Annotated in this window: 12 protein-coding genes; 1 reads left to right on the top strand and 11 read right to left on the bottom strand. The window is 63.2% G+C overall.

The window, feature by feature from the left end; translation table 11 throughout:
• Positions 1 to 85: 85 nt before the first annotated feature.
• The 5 genes from ACXR2W_RS05375 to ACXR2W_RS05395 all read right to left on the bottom strand — a co-directional run bounded on the left by ACXR2W_RS05375 (position 86) and on the right by ACXR2W_RS05395 (position 5,849).
• The gene (locus ACXR2W_RS05375) at positions 86 to 2,053 is read right to left on the bottom strand and encodes an ABC transporter ATP-binding protein (RefSeq protein ID WP_458812965.1); all 1,968 of its coding nucleotides are present in this window, start codon (positions 2,051 to 2,053) and stop codon (positions 86 to 88) included.
• Complete coding sequence (locus ACXR2W_RS05380) at positions 2,053 to 3,789, bottom strand: ABC transporter ATP-binding protein (RefSeq protein ID WP_458812967.1); 1,737 nt, start codon at positions 3,787 to 3,789, stop codon at positions 2,053 to 2,055. Before ACXR2W_RS05380 ends, ACXR2W_RS05375 begins: the two co-directional genes overlap by 1 nt.
• 102 nt (positions 3,790 to 3,891) lie before the next feature.
• Entirely contained in the window at positions 3,892 to 4,269 is a 378-nt protein-coding gene (gene rplL, locus ACXR2W_RS05385) for a 50S ribosomal protein L7/L12 (RefSeq protein ID WP_458812969.1), read from the bottom strand.
• Between the two features lie 80 nt (positions 4,270 to 4,349).
• Positions 4,350 to 4,859 carry a 50S ribosomal protein L10 gene (gene rplJ / locus ACXR2W_RS05390; protein ID WP_458812971.1) on the bottom strand — a complete coding sequence of 170 codons (510 nt, stop codon included), beginning with the start codon at positions 4,857 to 4,859 and terminating at the stop codon, positions 4,350 to 4,352.
• A gap of 267 nt (positions 4,860 to 5,126) precedes the next feature.
• Positions 5,127 to 5,849 carry a response regulator transcription factor gene (locus ACXR2W_RS05395; RefSeq protein ID WP_458812973.1) on the bottom strand — a complete coding sequence of 241 codons (723 nt, stop codon included), beginning with the start codon at positions 5,847 to 5,849 and terminating at the stop codon, positions 5,127 to 5,129.
• Between the two features lie 173 nt (positions 5,850 to 6,022).
• Here ACXR2W_RS05395 and ACXR2W_RS05400 point away from each other — a divergent pair, with 173 nt between their 5' ends.
• Positions 6,023 to 6,610, top strand: coding sequence for a YqaJ viral recombinase family protein (locus ACXR2W_RS05400; protein WP_458812975.1), 588 nt, complete (start codon positions 6,023 to 6,025; stop codon positions 6,608 to 6,610).
• Between the two features lie 215 nt (positions 6,611 to 6,825).
• On the opposite strand, the gene ACXR2W_RS05405 is transcribed toward ACXR2W_RS05400, so the two are convergent.
• The 6 genes from ACXR2W_RS05405 to ACXR2W_RS05430 all read right to left on the bottom strand — a co-directional run bounded on the left by ACXR2W_RS05405 (position 6,826) and on the right by ACXR2W_RS05430 (position 18,110).
• The gene (locus tag ACXR2W_RS05405) at positions 6,826 to 11,535 is read right to left on the bottom strand and encodes a DUF5979 domain-containing protein (RefSeq protein WP_489948832.1); all 4,710 of its coding nucleotides are present in this window, start codon (positions 11,533 to 11,535) and stop codon (positions 6,826 to 6,828) included.
• 183 nt (positions 11,536 to 11,718) lie between these two features.
• Positions 11,719 to 12,273, bottom strand: coding sequence for a PH domain-containing protein (locus tag ACXR2W_RS05410; RefSeq protein ID WP_458812979.1), 555 nt, complete (start codon positions 12,271 to 12,273; stop codon positions 11,719 to 11,721).
• A 5-nt stretch (positions 12,274 to 12,278) separates the two neighbouring features.
• Positions 12,279 to 13,805 (bottom strand): SPFH domain-containing protein, encoded by a 1,527-nt coding sequence (locus tag ACXR2W_RS05415; protein WP_458812981.1) that lies wholly within the window; start codon positions 13,803 to 13,805, stop codon positions 12,279 to 12,281.
• 29 nt (positions 13,806 to 13,834) lie between these two features.
• Entirely contained in the window at positions 13,835 to 14,419 is a 585-nt protein-coding gene (locus ACXR2W_RS05420; protein ID WP_458812983.1) for an NfeD C-terminal domain-containing protein, read from the bottom strand.
• A 173-nt stretch (positions 14,420 to 14,592) separates the two neighbouring features.
• The gene (locus tag ACXR2W_RS05425; RefSeq protein ID WP_458812985.1) at positions 14,593 to 17,136 is read right to left on the bottom strand and encodes an ATP-binding cassette domain-containing protein; all 2,544 of its coding nucleotides are present in this window, start codon (positions 17,134 to 17,136) and stop codon (positions 14,593 to 14,595) included.
• Complete coding sequence (locus tag ACXR2W_RS05430; RefSeq protein WP_458812987.1) at positions 17,133 to 18,110, bottom strand: ABC transporter permease; 978 nt, start codon at positions 18,108 to 18,110, stop codon at positions 17,133 to 17,135. The genes ACXR2W_RS05425 and ACXR2W_RS05430 overlap by 4 nt, the downstream gene beginning before the upstream one ends.
• Positions 18,111 to 18,142: the final 32 nt, after the last annotated feature.

Here is an 18,142-nt window from a genome sequence, read left to right on the forward strand (position 1 = left end):
CCCGTTCAACAATGAATGGCATGTGTGGCGTTGTCGCCACACACAGCTTACAAGTTGCACGCAGTGCATGTATCGCTTTTGTGAATTAATTTGGGGCGTCAAACTGCGCACGGTACAGCTCGCAGTACGGCCCGCCCCGCGCGATCAGCTCATCATGCGTGCCCTGCTCGACGATGCTGCCCGCCTGCATCATCAAGATCGTGTCGGCATCGCGAATCGTCGACAGGCGGTGCGCGATCACGAACGATGTCCGATCGGCCCGAAGCGCACGCATCGCCTGCTGCACGAGCACCTCGGTGCGCGTGTCAACCGACGAGGTCGCCTCATCAAGAATCAGCAGTGACGGGTTCGCGATGAACGCGCGCGCGATCGTGAGCAACTGGCGCTCCCCCGCCGACAGCGCCTGCCCGTTCTCAGCAATCACGGTGTCGTAGCCGTCTGGCAGCTGCCGCACAAACCGGTCGACCATCGTCGCCTGCGCTGCTGCCAGCACGTCGTCGTCGCTCGCGTCGAGCCTGCCGTACCGAATATTCTCTCGGATCGTGCCGTCAAACAGCCACGCATCTTGCAGCACCATGCCCACGTGGCCACGCAGCTCTGCCCGGCTGAGGCTCGTAATGTCTACGTCATCGAGCAGGATCCGCCCACCGCCGAGCTCATAGAACCTCATCACGAGATTCACGAGCGTCGTCTTGCCAGCTCCCGTGGGCCCGACGATGGCGACGGTGTGGCCGGGGCTCGCCTCGAGCGACAGGTCTGCAATGAGCGGCTCGGCGGGGTCGTAACTGAATGAGACGTTTTCGAACACGACGTGCCCGTTCGTGCGCTCAGGCAGGTGGGCGCTCACCTCTTCGGGTTCTTGCTCGTGCGCGTCGAGCAGCTCGAACGTGCGCTCCGCCGATGCGACGCCCGACTGGAGCATGTTCGCCATACCCGCCATCTCGCCGACGGGCTGCGAAAACTCGCGTGAGTACTGAATAAACGCGGTGACATCGCCCAGTGTCATCTGCCCGGCCGTGACCCTGAGTGCCCCGATCACCGCGATCAACACGTAGCTTAGGTACTGCACAAACTGCATTGCTGGCATAATCGTGCCCGACAGCGCCTGCGCCTTATATGAAGCTTCGAAGAGGCCCTGGTTGCGGCGGTCAAACTCGGCCGCCATCTCGTCGTCGCGGTTGTAAATGCGCACCAGCTCGTGGCCCGTGAAGGATTCTTCGATGTGGCCGTTTAGGTCGCCCGTATGCTTCCACTGCGCCACAAACAGTTTTTGCGCACGCACACCCACCACACCCGCGATGATGCCCGATAGCGGCAGCGCGATGAGCGCGATGAGCGCGAGCTGCCACGACACGATGAACATCATCGCGGCGATACCCACCACGGTGAGCACCGACTGGACGAGTTGCGAGAATGCCTGCTGCAGCGCCTGTTGAATGTTATCGACGTCGTTGGTGACGCGCGAGAGCACGTCGCCACGCTGGCGGCCGTCGAAGTAGCCGAGCGGCAGCCTGTTGATTTTCTCTTCAATCTCACGGCGCAGGTTGTAGACGATGCGCATCACGAGCTTATTGAGCAGGTATCCCTGCCACCACATCAAAAACGATGCGACGAGGTACAGCGCCAGCACCGTGAGAATGAGCCGCGACAGGTGCCCAAAGTCGATGCCCTCCCCCGGCACAACCTGGGCACCGGCCAGCACATCAGCGAACTTAGTGTCGCCCTTCTCACGGGCCTGCGCCACGAGCGTGTCGAGCGGCACCCCCTTGGGTAGCTGCTTACCGAGGATCCCGTTGAAGATCACGTCCATGGCCTGCCCAAGCACCTTGGGGGCGAGCACCGTGAGCACCACCGACCCGGCCACCAACAGTACAACGAATGAGAATAACCATTTCTCGGGCGCGATGAGACCCATGAGTCGTTTCGCCGCAGGCCAGAAATGCTTCGCCTTCTTCGCGGCCTGGCCGCCCCAGTCGTTATTGTCTGGCTGGTAGTCGTCGGGCAGCTCAAATTCGCCCGTGTCGGTGCTTACGCCGGTGTCGCTCTCAGACACTATGCCGCCTCCTCTTCAGACAGCTGCGAGTGTACGATCTCCCGATACACCTCGTTTGTTTCGAGCAGATCCGCGTGAGAGCCGCGCCCCACGATCCGGCCCTCTTCGATGACGAGAATCTGATCGGCGCCCGCGATCGTCGAGACGCGCTGCGCGACGACGATGACCGTCGCGCCGGCGGTCGCGCCGGGTAGCGCCCGTCGCAGGCGCGCATCGGTCGCGACGTCGAGCGCCGAGAATGAGTCATCGAAGAGATAGATTCGGGGCTTTGCCACGAGCGCCCGCGCGACCTGCAGCCGCTGTCGCTGGCCGCCTGACACACTCGTGCCGCCCTGCGAGATGGGCTCGTTGAGCTGCCGCTCCTTCTCGCGCACAAAATCGTCGGCCTGAGCGATGCGCAGCGCCTCCCAAAGATCGGCGTCGCTCGCGTCGCTACGCCCGAACCTGAGGTTCGAGGCGATCGTGCCCGAGAACAGGTAGGGCCGCTGCGGCACGAGCGTCATCACGTGCGCGAGCTGCTCGCGCGTGAGATCGTGCAGCGGGGCGCCGTCGACCGTGATCGCACCAAACTGGGGGTCGTAGAGCCGCAGAAGCAGGCCCAGCAGCACCGTTTTACCCGCGCCGGTCGAGCCAATAATCGCGGTCGTCTGGCCGGGCTCAGCGACGAAGCTAATGTTTCGCACGACCGGCTCTTCGGCGCCAGGAAACCCAAATGTCACGCCCGAGAATTCGACGCGACCGCTTTCAGGGGTGGGGTGCGTGGCCTGCGACGGGAACGCGAGCGTCGACTCTGTGTCAAGCAGTTCGCGTATGCGCTCGGAGCAGACAACGGCGCGCGGAATCATCATAGTCATGAAGACGCCCATCATCACGGCCATAAGAATTTGCAGCAGGTACTGCAAGAACGCGGTGAGCGCGCCCACCTCGACCTGACCGGCATCGACGCGATGGCCGCCAAACCACAGCACCGCCGCGGTCGCAACATGCAGCACCATCATGATCACCGGGAACATGAGCACAAACACGTTGCCAACCCTCACCGAAATCTCGGTGATGCCCCGGTTGGCGACCTCATAGCGGTCTTCTTCAAAGGTCTCGCGCACGAATGCGCGCACCACCCTGATGCCCATGATCTGTTCGCGCAGCACCCCATTAATGTCGTCGACGCGCCGCTGCATCTTGCGAAACAACGGTAGTAGCAGCCACACGAGAAAACTGACGATCACGGCGAGCACCGAAACCGACGCCCACACGAGCCATGACATGCCCGCATCTTCGCGCAGCGCCATAATGATGCCGCCGATCGCCATGATGGGCGCGGTCACCATGAAGTTCAGAGTCATGAGCACCAGCATCTGTACCTGCTGCACGTCATTGGTACCGCGGGTGATGAGGGTGCCCGCGCCAAACTTCGTGGCTTCGAGCGTCGATAGCTGGGACACCTTCTGAAACACTTCGCGGCGCAGGTCGCGGCCAATGCCCATCGAGGAGCGTGCCGCAAAATAGACGGCGATGACCGCGGAGATGACCTGCGCGAGCGACACGATGAGCATGGTGCCGCCCGTGTTCCAAATAAAGGCGGTGTCACCCTTTGCGATGCCGTCGTCAATGATCTTTGCGTTGAGGCTCGGCAGTGTGAGCGCTGCGATCGTGGCCGCAAGCTGCAGCACTACGACGCACGCAATGAATACCCAGTATCGTTTCGCATGTCTGAGCACGAGTGTTAAGAGGGCCACGGTGCTCCTTTCTGCCGCAGCCAAGCATACGCAAAAAACCTATAAAAAAGAGCGGGGCCACTCGAAAGTGACCCCGCCCCAATTCGCAAAGTGCGAAAAAACTTACGCGAGCTTGACGCCTGCGCCTGCCTCTTCGAGCTTCTTCTTTGCTTCTTCAGCTGCATCCTTGCCGACGCCCTCGAGGACGTTCTTGGGTGCTTCCTCAACGAGAGCCTTAGCCTCGCCCAGGCCCAGGCCGGTGATCTCGCGAACAACCTTGATGACCTGGATCTTCTTGTCGCCAACGGTGTCGAGGACAACGTCGAACTCGGTCTTCTCTTCTGCAGCCTCAGCAGCAGCAGCAGGTGCAGCAGCAACTGCAACGGGAGCAGCAGCCGAAACGTCGAAGGTCTCCTCGAACGCCTTGACGAACTCCGAGAGCTCGATGAGGGTGAGCTCCTTGAACTGTGCGAGCAGCTCTTCAGTCGAAAGCTTAGCCATTGTGTATCTCCTTGATGTTTGCCCGGGCGCTTACGCGCCGCGAGCGGATTTTTGTGTACCGATCGGCAAGAGCCGAGTCTTTACGCGTCCTGCTTCTCCTGCAGCGCGCCGAAGCCGCGAGCGGCCTTTGCGGGCAGTGCAGCGAAGAGCTGTGCAGCTCCGACAAGAGCAGCCTGCATGACGCCTGCGGCCTTGGCCAGCAGCACCTCGCGGCTCTCGAGATCGGCAAGCTTGCCTACCTCAGCAGCGGTCAGGGCGTTGCCATCGAAGTAGCCCGCCTTCACCACCAGAAGAGGGTTTGCCTTGGCGAAGTCACGCAGTGCCTTTGCGACCGCAACGGTGTCACCGTGCACGAAGGCGAGAGCCGAAGGACCGGCGAGCTCGTCATCAAATGCGGTGATCCCGGCGTTGTTTGCCGCAATCTTGGTTAGCGTGTTCTTCGCCACGGCGTACGTCGCGTGCTCGCGGATGCTGATGCGGATATCGCGCATCTGTGCAACCGTGAGACCGCGGTACTCAGTCAGCAGAACGGCGCTCGACTCTTCAAACTTGCGCTGAAGATCGGCAACCGTAGCGTCCTTTGTAGCCATGGCGCTCCCTAGCTTGTCGTACCCGTTCGGCGAGTGCCGAGCGGGGGCCGCGCCGCACGAAGCAGTTTCATCGTGGAGTCCCACAAAAACAAAAAAGCTCCGGCGCGCACGCACGGAGCTTCAATCTGCTCGGGATCGATGATCCCTCACTCAAGGAGTCTCGCACCTGCGCTGGTCTTCACTTGCGTGAACGTTCTGAGAACCTTGCGATTCTTACCGGCGGTCTATGGCCAGAGACAACTATAGCATGGATTTGTAGGTTGTGGGTCAGCCGGCGGGTTTGAGCATGTAGCCTGCCCCGCGCACGGTGTGCAGCATCGGCTCGCGCCCGGCGTCAATCTTCTTGCGCAGGTACGAGATGTACAGCTCGACCACGGTCGACTTGCCTTTAAAGTCGTACGCCCACACTCGGTCAAGAATCTGAGCTTTAGACAGCACACGCCCCGGGTTGCGCATCAAGAAACGCAATAGCTCGAACTCGGTGTTGGTGACGACGATCGTCTCGCCAGCGCGCTCAACGTCATAGCTATCTTCGTTCAGGGTCAGGTCTCCCACGCGCAGCACCGGATCAGGGCGCTCGGCGAGGGTAATCTGCGAGCGGCGCACAAGGCCGCGCAGTCGAGCAATGAGCTCTTCGAGGCTAAACGGCTTCACGACGTAGTCGTCGCCGCCAGCGGTCAGGCCATTGACACGGTCTTCAACCGAGTCAAGAGCGGTAAGAAACAGAACGGGGCACATGTCGCCCGCCCCGCGAATACGCGACAGCAGCTGCATGCCATCAAAGTCAGGAAGCATAATGTCGAGCACCGCGACGTCAGGTTCAAAAGTGCGCATCTTTTCGAGTGCGTCTTGGCCGCTTGCGGCCGTCTGCACCTCCCAGCCCTCATAGCGCAATGCCATAGAAACCAGTTGGGTGATCGACTCTTCGTCATCGACCACCAACGCGCGAACTTTTCCCCCATCGACTCGTGTCAGTGAATTGGTACTCATGTTCTTAGACTCCTCCTATCGACTGTACAAGGGCTGAACACGTGCACCCTCTCCAAACTGGTACCGCGTGCGCGAGACGACAGTTGCTCTGCGACTTGGGCACCTGCGAGCGACTGCGAGCGGCTGTGAGCGGCTGTGAGCCGGGCGCCTTCGTGTCGTGGCAGACTGGACGGGTGTTCTCTCCTGCCCCCGCGCTCACCAACCGCATTGTCACCGACGGCAGCAATCACGAAGCGTGGATGCACGCCCGGTCCCGCGGCATCACCGCGACCGACGTTGCGAAACTGTCGACGCCGCGCTCGATTGAGACGGCCGCCCAGGCAAAACTTTTTGGTACGGGCTTCGCGGGCAACGCATTTACTGACCATGGACGCGCACGCGAGCCCGAGATCGCCGCGTGGGTGCAGCAGGGGTACGGCATCATGCCGAGCCATGCACTGTTTCACTCTGAGCTCGACGTGCGACATCTCGCAACCCCCGACGGCGTTGTGCAGCGTGAAAACGGTGCCATCGAACTCGCAGAGATTAAGACCACTAATAAGGAGTGGCGCACAATTCCCCGCCATTACCTACGCCAAGTGTGGTGGCAGCAGTATGTGCTCGGGGCAGAACGCACGTTAATGGTGTGGGAACGGCATGAGAATTTTGTACCGGTGGGTGATCCCGAGTGTCGCTGGATCGACCGCGACGAGAACGAGATCGCACGGCTCGTGAACATGGCGGGCCAGCTCATCGACGTGCTGATTCAGCGCACGACGTAGCCTTCGCGCAGGTGCGCACCTCCAGCCTTGATCCTGCGTCTTCGCTCGCAAGCTCGCTACGCGCAGGATGACGGGGCGAAACGCACCGCGCAGGATGACGGGGCGAAACGCACCGCGCGGGATGACGGGGCGAAACGCACCACACACAAACGCGCGAGGGCTGGTGACAACGGGCTTCCCGTCATCACCAGCCCTCGCGCGTCAGCGCCTAGAGGCTATGCGTTACGGCGGCGGCGCAGCAGTAGCCACACGCCAGCAGCCGCGAGCACAGCACCCAGCGCTGCAAGCAGGCCGAAGCCGGCTGCACCCGTGACTGAGAGGCCACCGTCTTGCTCAGGCGAGTTCTCGCCGTCACCGGTTCCTTCTTCGTTCGGCAGCTGGCCCACGGGAGCCTTCGAGTACTCATTTGCAAGCGAGAGCGCTACGGTCGATCCGGCCTCGCCCGTGACGCGCACGACAGCGGTAATGCCGTCGGCCGTGACCGTTGCGGACTCGCCTAGGCTCGTCCACTCGGCCGACTGCCACTTCGTGGCGCCGGTGTCGGGCAGCTTGCCCTCAACGATCGTCACGTCGGTGCCAAACGCGACGCCGTCGATGACGGCGGCCTCGTTGGCGGTGAGCGTGAGCTCGCGCTCCTGCTGCTTGCCCTCGAGGTCGGTCCACGTCGCGGTGACAGGGAACTTCGCATCCTTGGCTACCTCAAGAGCACCCTCACCGACAAGCGTCTTAGTGATCGACAGGTTACCCGTCGTGGCGGTCGCCGCGTTAGTGACCGTCACTTCGGTGTCGAGCGCAGCGCCAATCGTGAGCTCTGCCACGCCGCCAGCCGCTGTGGTGACCTGCTCTTCGCTCCAGGTGGGGGTCGCCCACGAGAAACGCTCTGAAGCAGCCAGAGGCGCCTCGGTCAGTACGACCGTGGTGTTGTAGGGCAGCATCTCGCCAAACGGCATGCGAGTGCCGTCGGTCGGCAGCTCGATGTTCTTCGACTGTTCTGCCTCGCCGTCAAACCAAGTCGCCATCACAGAGACCGACTCGGGAACATCGGCGTCGTCGAGCGGCACGCCCACGACCTTCTTCGCCAGGCTGAAGGTGCCCGGCGCCCAGTTCGCCTCGTTCGTCACGGTGATCAGGTCAACGGTGCCGTCTTCTGACGACACGACGAACTCTGCCGCGTCATCGGCGGTGCCGGTCACGCGCTCGCCCGCGAAGGCGATCGCGCCCCACTCGACGCCCGCAACTGCGGGGCGCTCGAGCTCGGTGAGCGTGACGACGGTACCCGCGGGCAGCTGCTCATCGAGCACGGTGGGCTCTGCGGCGTTGATCACCAGGTCGGTGTGCTGCTCGCCCTCGCCGAGATCCCACGATGCGCGCACAGTGAACTCGGTCGCCGCGTCGACCTCTGCCGCTGCCGCACCGGCGATCTGCTTGATCAGGCTGATGCCTGCCGTCGAGGTCGCTGCGTGGTTCTCGAGCGCGACGCGAGCGTCGGCATCGCGACCGATGGTCACGGTCGCATCGCCTGATTCGGTGAGCGCGACGCCGGTTCCTGACCAGGCGGGAGCTGCCCACGCGATGCCGGATCCGTTGGCGAGCGGGGCCTCGGTGAGTGTCACCGCGGTGCCAATGAGCAGCTGCTCGCCAAACGCGACGGGGGTGCCGTCGGTCGGAACGGTGAGCACCTTTTCTCCGCCATCCCAGGTCGCCGTCACCTGGACAGCATCGGGTACGGCCGGGTTCCCGGCTTCTGCACCGGTCACGCTCTTCACAATGTCGAACGTGCCGACGGTACGCTCGACCGAGTTGGTGACCGTGATGGTCGGTGCGGTGACGAAGTGATCCTCGGTAACGACGATGCTCTCGGGTGAGATCACCGGTGCAGCCCAGGTGAGCAGGTCGGTGTCGACCGGCTTCGCTTCGCTAAAGCTGACCGTCGCGCCGACGGGCAGGTTGCCGAGCTCGGTCGCCTCGCCCGGCTTGACGGTGACAACGCGATCCGGCTGGGCAGCTGCGTCTTCACCCAGAGCGGTCGTATCGATCTTCGCCGTGACCTGGTAGCCATCGAGCGTCACGAGATCGGCCGCGCCGCCCTCGAGCTGCTTCTCGATCATGACGCTCGCGACCGATGCGCCCGCATTGTTGACGAGCGAGACGCCTGCAGCGTCGGTCTCGCCGACAGTGACGACGGCGGCACCGTTGTCGCGTACCGCGACGCCGGTGCCGCTCCAAACGGGGGCCGACCAGGCGATGCCGTTCGCGTCGGTGAGGTTCTGCTCGGTGAGTGTCACCTCGGTGCCGCGGGGCAGCTGCTCGCCAAAAGCGAGCGGCGTGCCGTCAGTGGGCACATTGAGCTGCTTCGAAGCAGGCTTACCGTCGACCTCCCAGGCCGCCGCGACCTGCACAGAGGCCGGCACTGCCGAGTTGTCGGACTGCACACCGGTGACGGTCTTCGTGATATCGAAGGTCGCGACGGGCACGATGGTAGCCGTACTAGTGCCGATCTTATTGACGATCGGTGCGGTGGCGTCGGTGATCTTCACCGAGAAATACGTGACAATCGGCTTGCCAGCTTCGAGGCGCGTACCTTGCTTCTGCACGAGCTGCACAACGCCATCTGCGTAGCGAGCTTGAATGTTTCCTTCGAGGTCAACCGGACCGTTGGACGCGTTTGCGCCAGTACCGGCGTCGGCTTCGCTCACGAAGCCAAGAAACTCAGTCTGTGCTGGCAGCACATCGTTCACGTCGGTAATCGTGACGCGGTTGAAGCTACCGTGCGGAATGAACTCTACGCGGTAGGTGTACACGTCGTTAATCAGGTTGCCTGCAGCGTCGAGCTGCGCGGGGACCGTCTCGACCCAGTCTTGTGCCGTGGCGTCGTAGACGCGCTTGCGCACCTCAGCCTCATCACCGTACGAGGTCGACTCGGCGCTCGTCTCGCTCCAGTAGAGCGGCTCATCGTTCGCACCAAACAGCGTCGCCCGGTTCTTGAGCGTGTGACTTTCCTTGCCCTCAAACGGGTAGGTCTGCAGGTGGAGCGCTGCAGTGAAACGTTTGTCTACGCCACGGCTTGTGACAAGTGCTTTGCCTGCATCGCTCAGCTCGATGACAACGTTACCTTCGCCATCTTGACTCATGTCGAAGTGTGACTTGTCAAGCTTCTGGCCGTCGTAGGTGCCCTCAAGTTTCAGCAATGACAGGTCAGAGAGATCAAAGATTGTCGTATCTACATAGTCGACAAGCTTGCTCGTGCGCAGGTCAATCTTTTTGCCTGCGGCCAGCGCAAAATCGTAGCGCGCGTTCACTCGATCGCCAACCTCGATCGTCGCGTCTTCGAGCTTGCCCGTCTTCGCGAAGGTCTTCGAATCGTTCAGGCCGTCGTCGGTTTCGGGCAGCACGATCGGGTAAGAGCTGTAACCCGAGGTGAGCGGATCGCTACCAAGCTTCCAGTGATACGACGCGACGTTACGAAACTCGTATGCCTGTGCATCAAGCACGGCGGTCTGGCCGCCGACCGGCTTCAGCGCGGCGACAGAGTTGAGCTGTGCCTTCACCTTAATCTGTGCGTTCGTGTCTTTATGCTTACCCACGTTGATGAGCAGCTTCTGGCCGTCAATGCAGTACTTGCCGACGTATGCGTCAGTTGCAAAGTCACCGGCAGAACCACAACTAGCGAGCCCGTCGAGCGTGAGGCCCGCGCCTGCCACCGTTACGAACTCTGCATCGTCGGTCAGCCAGGTTGCACCCGCGACGAGGCGATCTTCGATGACCACGTTGCGCGTGAGCGTGAAGTGTTCATTGCGGTCGTCCCACTGGCGCAAATCGGCCTTGAAGGTGTAAGTAATCGGTGCGGGGGTGAGCAGATTTCCATCTGCGTCTGCGCGCACTTCCTGGTGCTGCCAGTTGGCGCTCTTCGAGAAACCGTTGCCGGGGGTCGCGCCAGCGATGCTGCCGCCCACCGTCACTGTAGCCGTCTTGGTCACCTCACCGAACTTGGCGGTGTTGGTGAGCGAAGTGCTGAACGCTCCGGGCACGCCCTTGCGGTCATCGTGTGCCTGCTGCAGCAGCTTCTCGATAGCCTGCTTCGCGGTTGCGTCAGTAATCTTCACGCTATAGCTAATCTTCAGCTTTGAGGGCGCTGCAAGGTCGCGCGTGTATCTGAACGAATTGCCTGTGATCGCGGGGACGATCGGTGATGAAGTCACCGTGCGGTTCATGCCGTCGGCGTCCCACGTTGTGAGTGATTCATTGAAACTGCCAGCCACGTACGAGAGCCCCGTTGGTAGCTGGTCAGAGATTACAAAGCCCGAGCGTGCGGTTGCTGAGTCAACATTGAGGGAGTAATTGATGACCTTGTTCAGCACGTCGTCTTTGAGCGTCACGACGCCATTTGTCACAACCACGAACCCGTTCAGGTTTTTGGTGTCAACACCCTTCGAAACAGCATCTGTCACGTTGGCGAACTCGTCGTTCTTAGCTTTAATGATGACGTCAAGCTCGGTGGTATCGCCGTCGAGTGTCCAAGAAACCTTGGTCATTTCACTCTTCGTGGTTTCTGCAACCGTGAGCTGCAAGTCGAATATGCCTTGGTCGACATTGATCGTGTCATTGAACGTGATCGTTACTGTGTTGCCGTCCTGCGAGATACTCTTGATGGCCGAGTTCCCCTTGGGTACGCCAGTTACCACCAGGTTGTCGCTCACCTCAAAGACCGCGACGCTGCCCGGGCGCAGTTCGCTGCTGTACTGCGTGGACAGGGTGAGTACGTCACCCGGGGTAAGCACCGGCGCATTGCCCTCTACCGGATTTCCATTGAATGACAGCGTCGATGAGAGGCCCGGCGTCGCCGCAAATGCGGCGGGGACGGCTCCCACCAAACCGGTAAACGCGACAGCGAGGGCGGTGACTACCGCGAGTACGGCTGTGCGCACCCTCTTCACTCCCGCGTGATGTGTGAACAACACGATTGCACTCCCCAATTCCATGAACGAAACGCGCACAAAAAAGCGCCGCACGAGTCTGTAATAACGAGAATCGTGGGCGCTTAATCGACGACGGCTAAACAGGCAAACACTACACCTGATGTACACACTATTCCAAATCGGGCGAGCTTCCTACACTCCAAAGAACCCCTGCGTGCGCGTTGCGTGCGCATAATTGCGTTCCATCAGGTCTTGCAGCGCTTCTGCTACCACCGCTGCACCGGGCACGTCGCGCACCATCACGCTTTCGTTGCCCACCAGCAGCACGATGTCACTCGACCCCCAGAGTCGCTGCATCGGGCCACGTCGGGTGCGCACTTCACGCACGCGACTCAACGGCACCTCTGATCGGTGCCGCACAAAGAGGCCGCTGCGCACGATCACGCGACGCGAGGTGACGGTGGTGCGATGGGTGAGCCACGACAGCAGCGGCAGCAGCCCCACGAGCAGCACGAGCACAACCGCACCGATGCCCGCGAGCGTGTTCATCCAGGCAGCGGGCAGCGTGCCTACCCAATAGCCGGTCGCCGCCGCAACAGCCGCGACCAGCACGACGGGTAGCAGCAGCCTGCGGCCGTGAGGTCGCACGCGCAGCACCACAGCTTCGGGTTCGGCAAGCTGAGGCGGCGGAGGACCGAGCGCGCGCTCGACCTCCGCCGTCACCGAAAGGTGCCTGCGCTGTGCCATACCTCTTATTCTGCTGCGTCGTCGCTGGGTTCTGTCTCAGCGTCAGCCTCCGGGGCTGAGGCGATGCCCGCTTCTGAACCGACAGAGCGAGCCTGGAGACCAGCCTCGGGCGCAATCGGGTCGTCGCCGCGCGACGCTCGGCCCGCTGCTGCACCGGCCGCCGCGCCGCCGGCCACGCCGTTCAGCATGCCGACGAGGTCGATACCAACCGTGTCTTTGGCCATTTCGAGCAAGCCCTTGATGTTGCCCATCGCGTCGCCCGCGACCTTTGAAGCGCCGTCAGCAGAGACAACAGTCATGTTGTCGATTGCACCGATCGCGCGCGCGTACTCGGTGGCGATCGAGGGCAGCAGGTGAATCAGCTCTTGCGCGAGCACCGCCTCAGACTGCGTCTCGAGCGCCCGTGCACGAGCGTCGATCGCGGCCGCCTCGGCTGTACCCTTTGCCTCGAGTGCGGCAGCCTCTGCGCGGCCCTCGGCCTCGAGCGCTTCAGAGGCAGCGATACGAGCCGCACGATTTGCGAGGCCCTCACGCTCGATCGCCTGCGAACGGCCCTCGGCAGCCGAGATTGCAGCGGCAGCGTCTGCCTTCGCGAGCGCCTCGACCTTGTAGGCCTCGGCCTCTGCAACCGCACGCACATCGGCGTTCAGCTGCTCGGTGCGCAGCGCGACCTCTCGCTGCGCGGTAATCTGCTGCTGCTCGACGATCGCCTGCTGCTGGATCGCCTGCTCGAGCGGCTCGGCCGCCCCCGCCTGCGCGTTGGCCTTATCGGTCTCGACCTGGATCTCGGCCTGGCGCAGCTTTAGTTCGCGATTGCGATCAAGCAGCACCTTTTCAGCAGCGATCTTCGCTTCCTGCGACGCCTGGTAGGCGTTCGTTTCGGCGATATCGGCTTCCTGGCGCACCTTCGCTGCCTCGGGGCGACCGATGTTGGCGATGTAGTCTGCGCCATCGCGAATCTCTTGAATCTGCAGCGTATCAACGACGAGGCCCTGCTTGGTGAGCGCTTCCTCTGCCGCTTCGAGCACGCTCTGCGCGACAACGGCGCGATCTCGAATGATCTGCAGCACGGTGAGGCCACCGATGATCGAACGCAGTGAACCCGAGAGCACCTCTTGCGTCGATTCGTCAATCTCGTCTGAGTTTGAGAGGAAGCGCTGGGCTGCCGCCCGGATCATCTCTTGCGACCCACCGACCTTCACGACCGCGACGGCCTGCGCCTGCATGGTGATGCCATCGGTAGTCTGCGCCTCGGTGGTGATCGACAGCCTGCGCGAGCGCAGCGAAATCGAGAACGACTTCTGTACAAACGGGACGACGAATACGCCGCCGCCCGTCACTACCTTTTGGCCCGAGAGGTCACGCGAACGGTTGCCCGCCGCGTCAACCACCTCCTTACCCTTGCCGCCGGTGACGATGATCGCCTCGTCGGGCTTTGCGATGCGGTAGCGCTTGATGATGACGAGCGCCACGAGCACAAGCGCGATCACCGCGCCAAATATGCCGACAATCGCCGGGCTTGCGAGGAACATGTATTCTCCGTTTCGGTGTTGCGGTGGAACTACGGTGTGCCAGGCTCTGGCGGTTCAGTCTGTTCGGTCTGCTCGGTGGTGTCTGCTTCGACTCGCACCGACGTTGATGTGATCACCTGCACAATGCGCACTGCAGCACCGCGCGCGACCGGAGCGGCAGACGAGGCCGCGAGCGAAACCCGCTCGCCGTGGCGCGTGAGCGCAACCTCGCCAAGCCCGCCCTCTGGAATGGCGAGTACCACTGACGCGGTTTTGCCGACCAGTTCGTCTTCGCTCACGGCGGTAGTTGACTCGGCGCCGCGTATCAGCTTCGACAACCACCATGCCGCGGCCCCTCCCAGGAGCCCGGCGAGCGACCCCAGCACTGCGGCTACGGGGGTGGGGGTGCCCGCCCCCACACTCGCGAAGGCGGTGAAACCAAAGATCGCCGTGAACGCGGCGATCGAGGTGAGACTGAGCGGGCCGTCACCAAAGTCGAAGGCGTCGAAGATGCCGTCAAGCAGCAGCGAAATGAGCAGCAGGATCGCCCCGATGACGCCGATGATCAAGAAGATCCCGCCCGCGAGAAGCGAACCGTCGATCAGTCGTTCGATCCAGTTGAAGATGCCGTCCATGTCGCCTCCTAGCGAGGGTGTCGTTTAAGCGTATCAACGGGGGTAGCCGCGGTGGCCACCAACCCGAGTATATGAAAATATGCGCGACTACTTCCGTCTAAGACTGTCCCAGAAGCGGAATTCGTCGCGCATATTTTTCTTTCGCCATGCGGCCGGGCGGCAGCGGGCGTCAGCTACAGTCTGGGGACTGCTTCGAGCAGAGATCTTCCGTAGGCCGAGCGCGGGTGCGTAAAGAACTCGGGCCCACCCGTTTCTTCGACGCGGCCCGCCCGCATCACGAGCACGCGGTCGCACAGCTCGTGCACGACCGCGAGATCGTGCGAGATAAACACCAGCACCAGCCCGAGATCATGTCGAAGATTTTGCAACAGCGCCAGTATCTCGGCCTGCACCGACACATCGAGGGCGCTCGTCGGCTCGTCGGCGACGAGCACGCGCGGCCCCGCCGCAAGCGCCCGGGCGATAGCCACCCGCTGGCGCTGGCCGCCCGAAAGTTCGTGGGGGTAGCGGTGGGCGAGATCCGGGGCCAAACGCACGCGCTCGAGCAGACCGTGCACAGTGCCGAGCTGCACAGTGCCTGACGGCTCAGCGCCTGACTGCTCAGCGCCTGACGGCTCAGCGGCGCGCAGCACCTCAGCGAGCGCGTCGCCCACGCGCATGCGCGGGTTCAGCGAAGACGCGGGGTCCTGCGGCACCAGTTGAATCGCGCGGCGCAGTGCGGCCGGGCGCAGGCTCGGAGCGAGTGGCAGCGTCGCCCCGTCGAGCAGCAGCTCGCCGCGGGCAAGCCCCAGCTGCCCCACGAGCGCCCGGGCGAGAGTGGTTTTGCCAGAGCCCGATTCACCGACGATGCCGAGCGCTTCGCCCTGAGACAGGTCGAAGGTGACTCCGGTGACCGTGGGATCCCCCGCGCCATAGGCGACTGCGACATCACGCGCGGTGAGCACGGCACGCGCGCTTGCCGTATCGGCTGACGTGGCGAGCAGCGGCGCCTGGGCCTGCGAGATCGGGGCAGCTGGGAGCGCGGGTATAGTCGGCACCGCTTCAATCAGCATGCGGGTGTACTCAGTTTGAGGGGCGCGCAGTACGGCCTCGGTCGGGCCCTGTTCGACAACCTCACCTTCGCGCATCACGAGCACTCTGTCGCACATCGACGAGACGACGGCAAGATCGTGGCTCACAAACACAAGCGTGAGCCTGCGCGAGCGTCGCAGCTCGCGCAGCAGGTCGAGCACCTCGCGCTGCACGGTAACGTCGAGCGCCGTCGTTGGTTCATCGCACAGCAACACCGCCGGGTTCGTGGCGAGTGCGATAGCGATGACAACCCGCTGCCGCTGGCCTCCCGAAAGCTGATGCGGGTAAGCGCGCGCCACGCGCTCCTCGGGCAGGTGCACGAGCGTGAGGAGCTCGCGCACACGCTCGGACGTAGCGGTGCGGCGGCGTGAACGCTGCGCTGCCGTGCCGTCGGCGGCACGGTCGGCGGCCCCGTCGTCGGCACGACCGGCTGCCCGGTCGGCTGCACGCACGGCCTCAGCCAGTTGCGTGCCCACCCTGGTAAGCGGATCGAGCGCGGTGAGCGGGTTCTGAAACACCATGCCGACTCGGTCGCCTGCGCGCGCTTCGCCTGCCGCGACCGCGGTACCCGCGGGCATTAACCCGAGCAGTGCGCGCAGCGTGAGGCTCTTACCCGAGCCCGACTCCCCCACTATTCCGAGTGCCTCACCTACAGCGACGTCGAAGGAGACACCGCGCACGAGTGCGGCATCACTGCCAGCGCTAATGGTGAGATCGGTAACGAGTACACGGCCCGGCTCAGTGGCAGAAGAGTTTGGTATTGATCCGGCACGCGCGTGACCGGGTGATCCGGGTTCCCCAGGGTCGCCCTTCACGCGCAGCGCGTCGCCGAGGCCATCTGCCGTCAGCGACAGACCGATGCCGGTCACAACGACCGCGAGACCGGGCAGTGCCGCGAGCCACCACTTCGTTGTTACAAACGGCTGGGCGTCGGCGATCATGGTGCCCCAGTCAGATGTCGGCGGTTGTATGCCGAGACCGAGATATCCGAGGGTCACGATCGCGACCATGATCAGCAGCACCTCGTTCATGAACAACACGATGGCCTGCGGCAGCACATTCGGCAGCACATGGCGCACGAGTACGCGCGCGTGCGAGAGCCCGGCGCCGCGGGCCGCGTGGATCCATTCCTCTCGGCGCATAGAGGCCGTAAGTAGCCTGATCACTCGTGCATATCCCACCCAGCCCACGAGCGCAAAGGTGACCAGGATGCCAGCAGGCCCAGCCCCCAGCGCAAACGCGATCGCGATCACAAGCACGTAGAACGGAAACGCGATGACCGTGTCGACGACGCGCGAGATCACCCAGTCGGTGCGGCGTCCAAAGTAGCCCGCGATGAGACCGGCGGTGACGCCCACGATGAACGGCGCGACGGCCGCGGCAAACGCGAGTACGAGGTCGGTGCGCGCGGCGTACAGCACGCGCGCGAACACGTCGCGGCCCAGCTGGTCGGTGCCAAACCAGTGCTCGGGCGACGGCGGCAAGAGTCCACCGGTCAGATTCTGCGCGGTGGGCGCGTGCGGTGCGAGCCACGGCGCGGCAATGGCCGCGGCAGCAATCAGCGCGAGAAGGCAGACGCCGGCGATCAGTGTGCCGGATCGGCGGGCTCTGGCCCAAAACGTCTGCGGCCGCAGCTCAGTGCTCATGCTTCGGCTCCCCTGAGACGCGGGTCAATGAGTGCGGCGAGCCCGTCGACGACGAGGGTGATGAGCACAACGGCGACCGCGCAGTAGAGCGCGATGCCCTGCACGACAGGAAAGTCACGGCTGCCGATCGACTGAAACAACAGCGTGCCCACTCCATTGATGCCAAATACCTTTTCGACGACGAGCGTGCCCCCGATGAGGTAGGCCACGTTGACACCAAACAGCGCGAGCGTGGGGAGAGCGGCGCCCCTAAGAATGTGGCGCGTGAGAATGGTGCGCTCGGGTACGCCTGCGGCGCGCAGCGTCGTCACAAAGTCGGCGTCGACCACCTCGAGCAACTGCGCCCTGAGCGACCGCACGAGCGGCGGCACCAGTGAGATCGCGACGGCCAAGGCGGGCAGTATCAGGCTCCACAGCGTGCCGCCGGGCCCGGGTAGCACTCCGCCTACCGGAAACCAGCCGAGCTGCACCGCGAACACGATGATCAGCAGCAGGCCGATCCAAAACATGGGCATGCCCATGCCAACGGTCGGCATGATGCGCACCAGTTGGTCGGCGACGCCGCCGCGCCTGCGTGCCGCCGCCAGCGCGAGCGGCACGGTAAGCGCTACCGCAAACAGCACGGCGAGTGCGACGATACCGAGACTGATGGGGGCTTTGGCGAGAATCACCTCGCGTGTCGAGACCCCGGTGACGAGCGAGTCCCCCGTGTCGAAACGGGTGACCACGCCGGTCACAAACCTGCCAAACTGCACCGCGAGCGGCTCATCGAGGCCCATCTGGGCACGCAGTTTGGCGACCTGCTCTGGCGTCGCCCGATCGCCCAAGATCATGGAGGCTGGGTCGCCGGGCACGAGGCGCAGCAGAAAGAACACGGCCACTACGACGCCCACCATTACGGGGACGACTGTCGCAAGCGTGCGAACGACCGCGCGTGCGGCTGCACGCGCGGTCGACCACCTCTGACCTCTCACTCGGTACAAGGTACTACCGATGGGACCATCGG

The sequence above is a fragment of the Leucobacter faecis genome, from assembly GCF_054456695.2.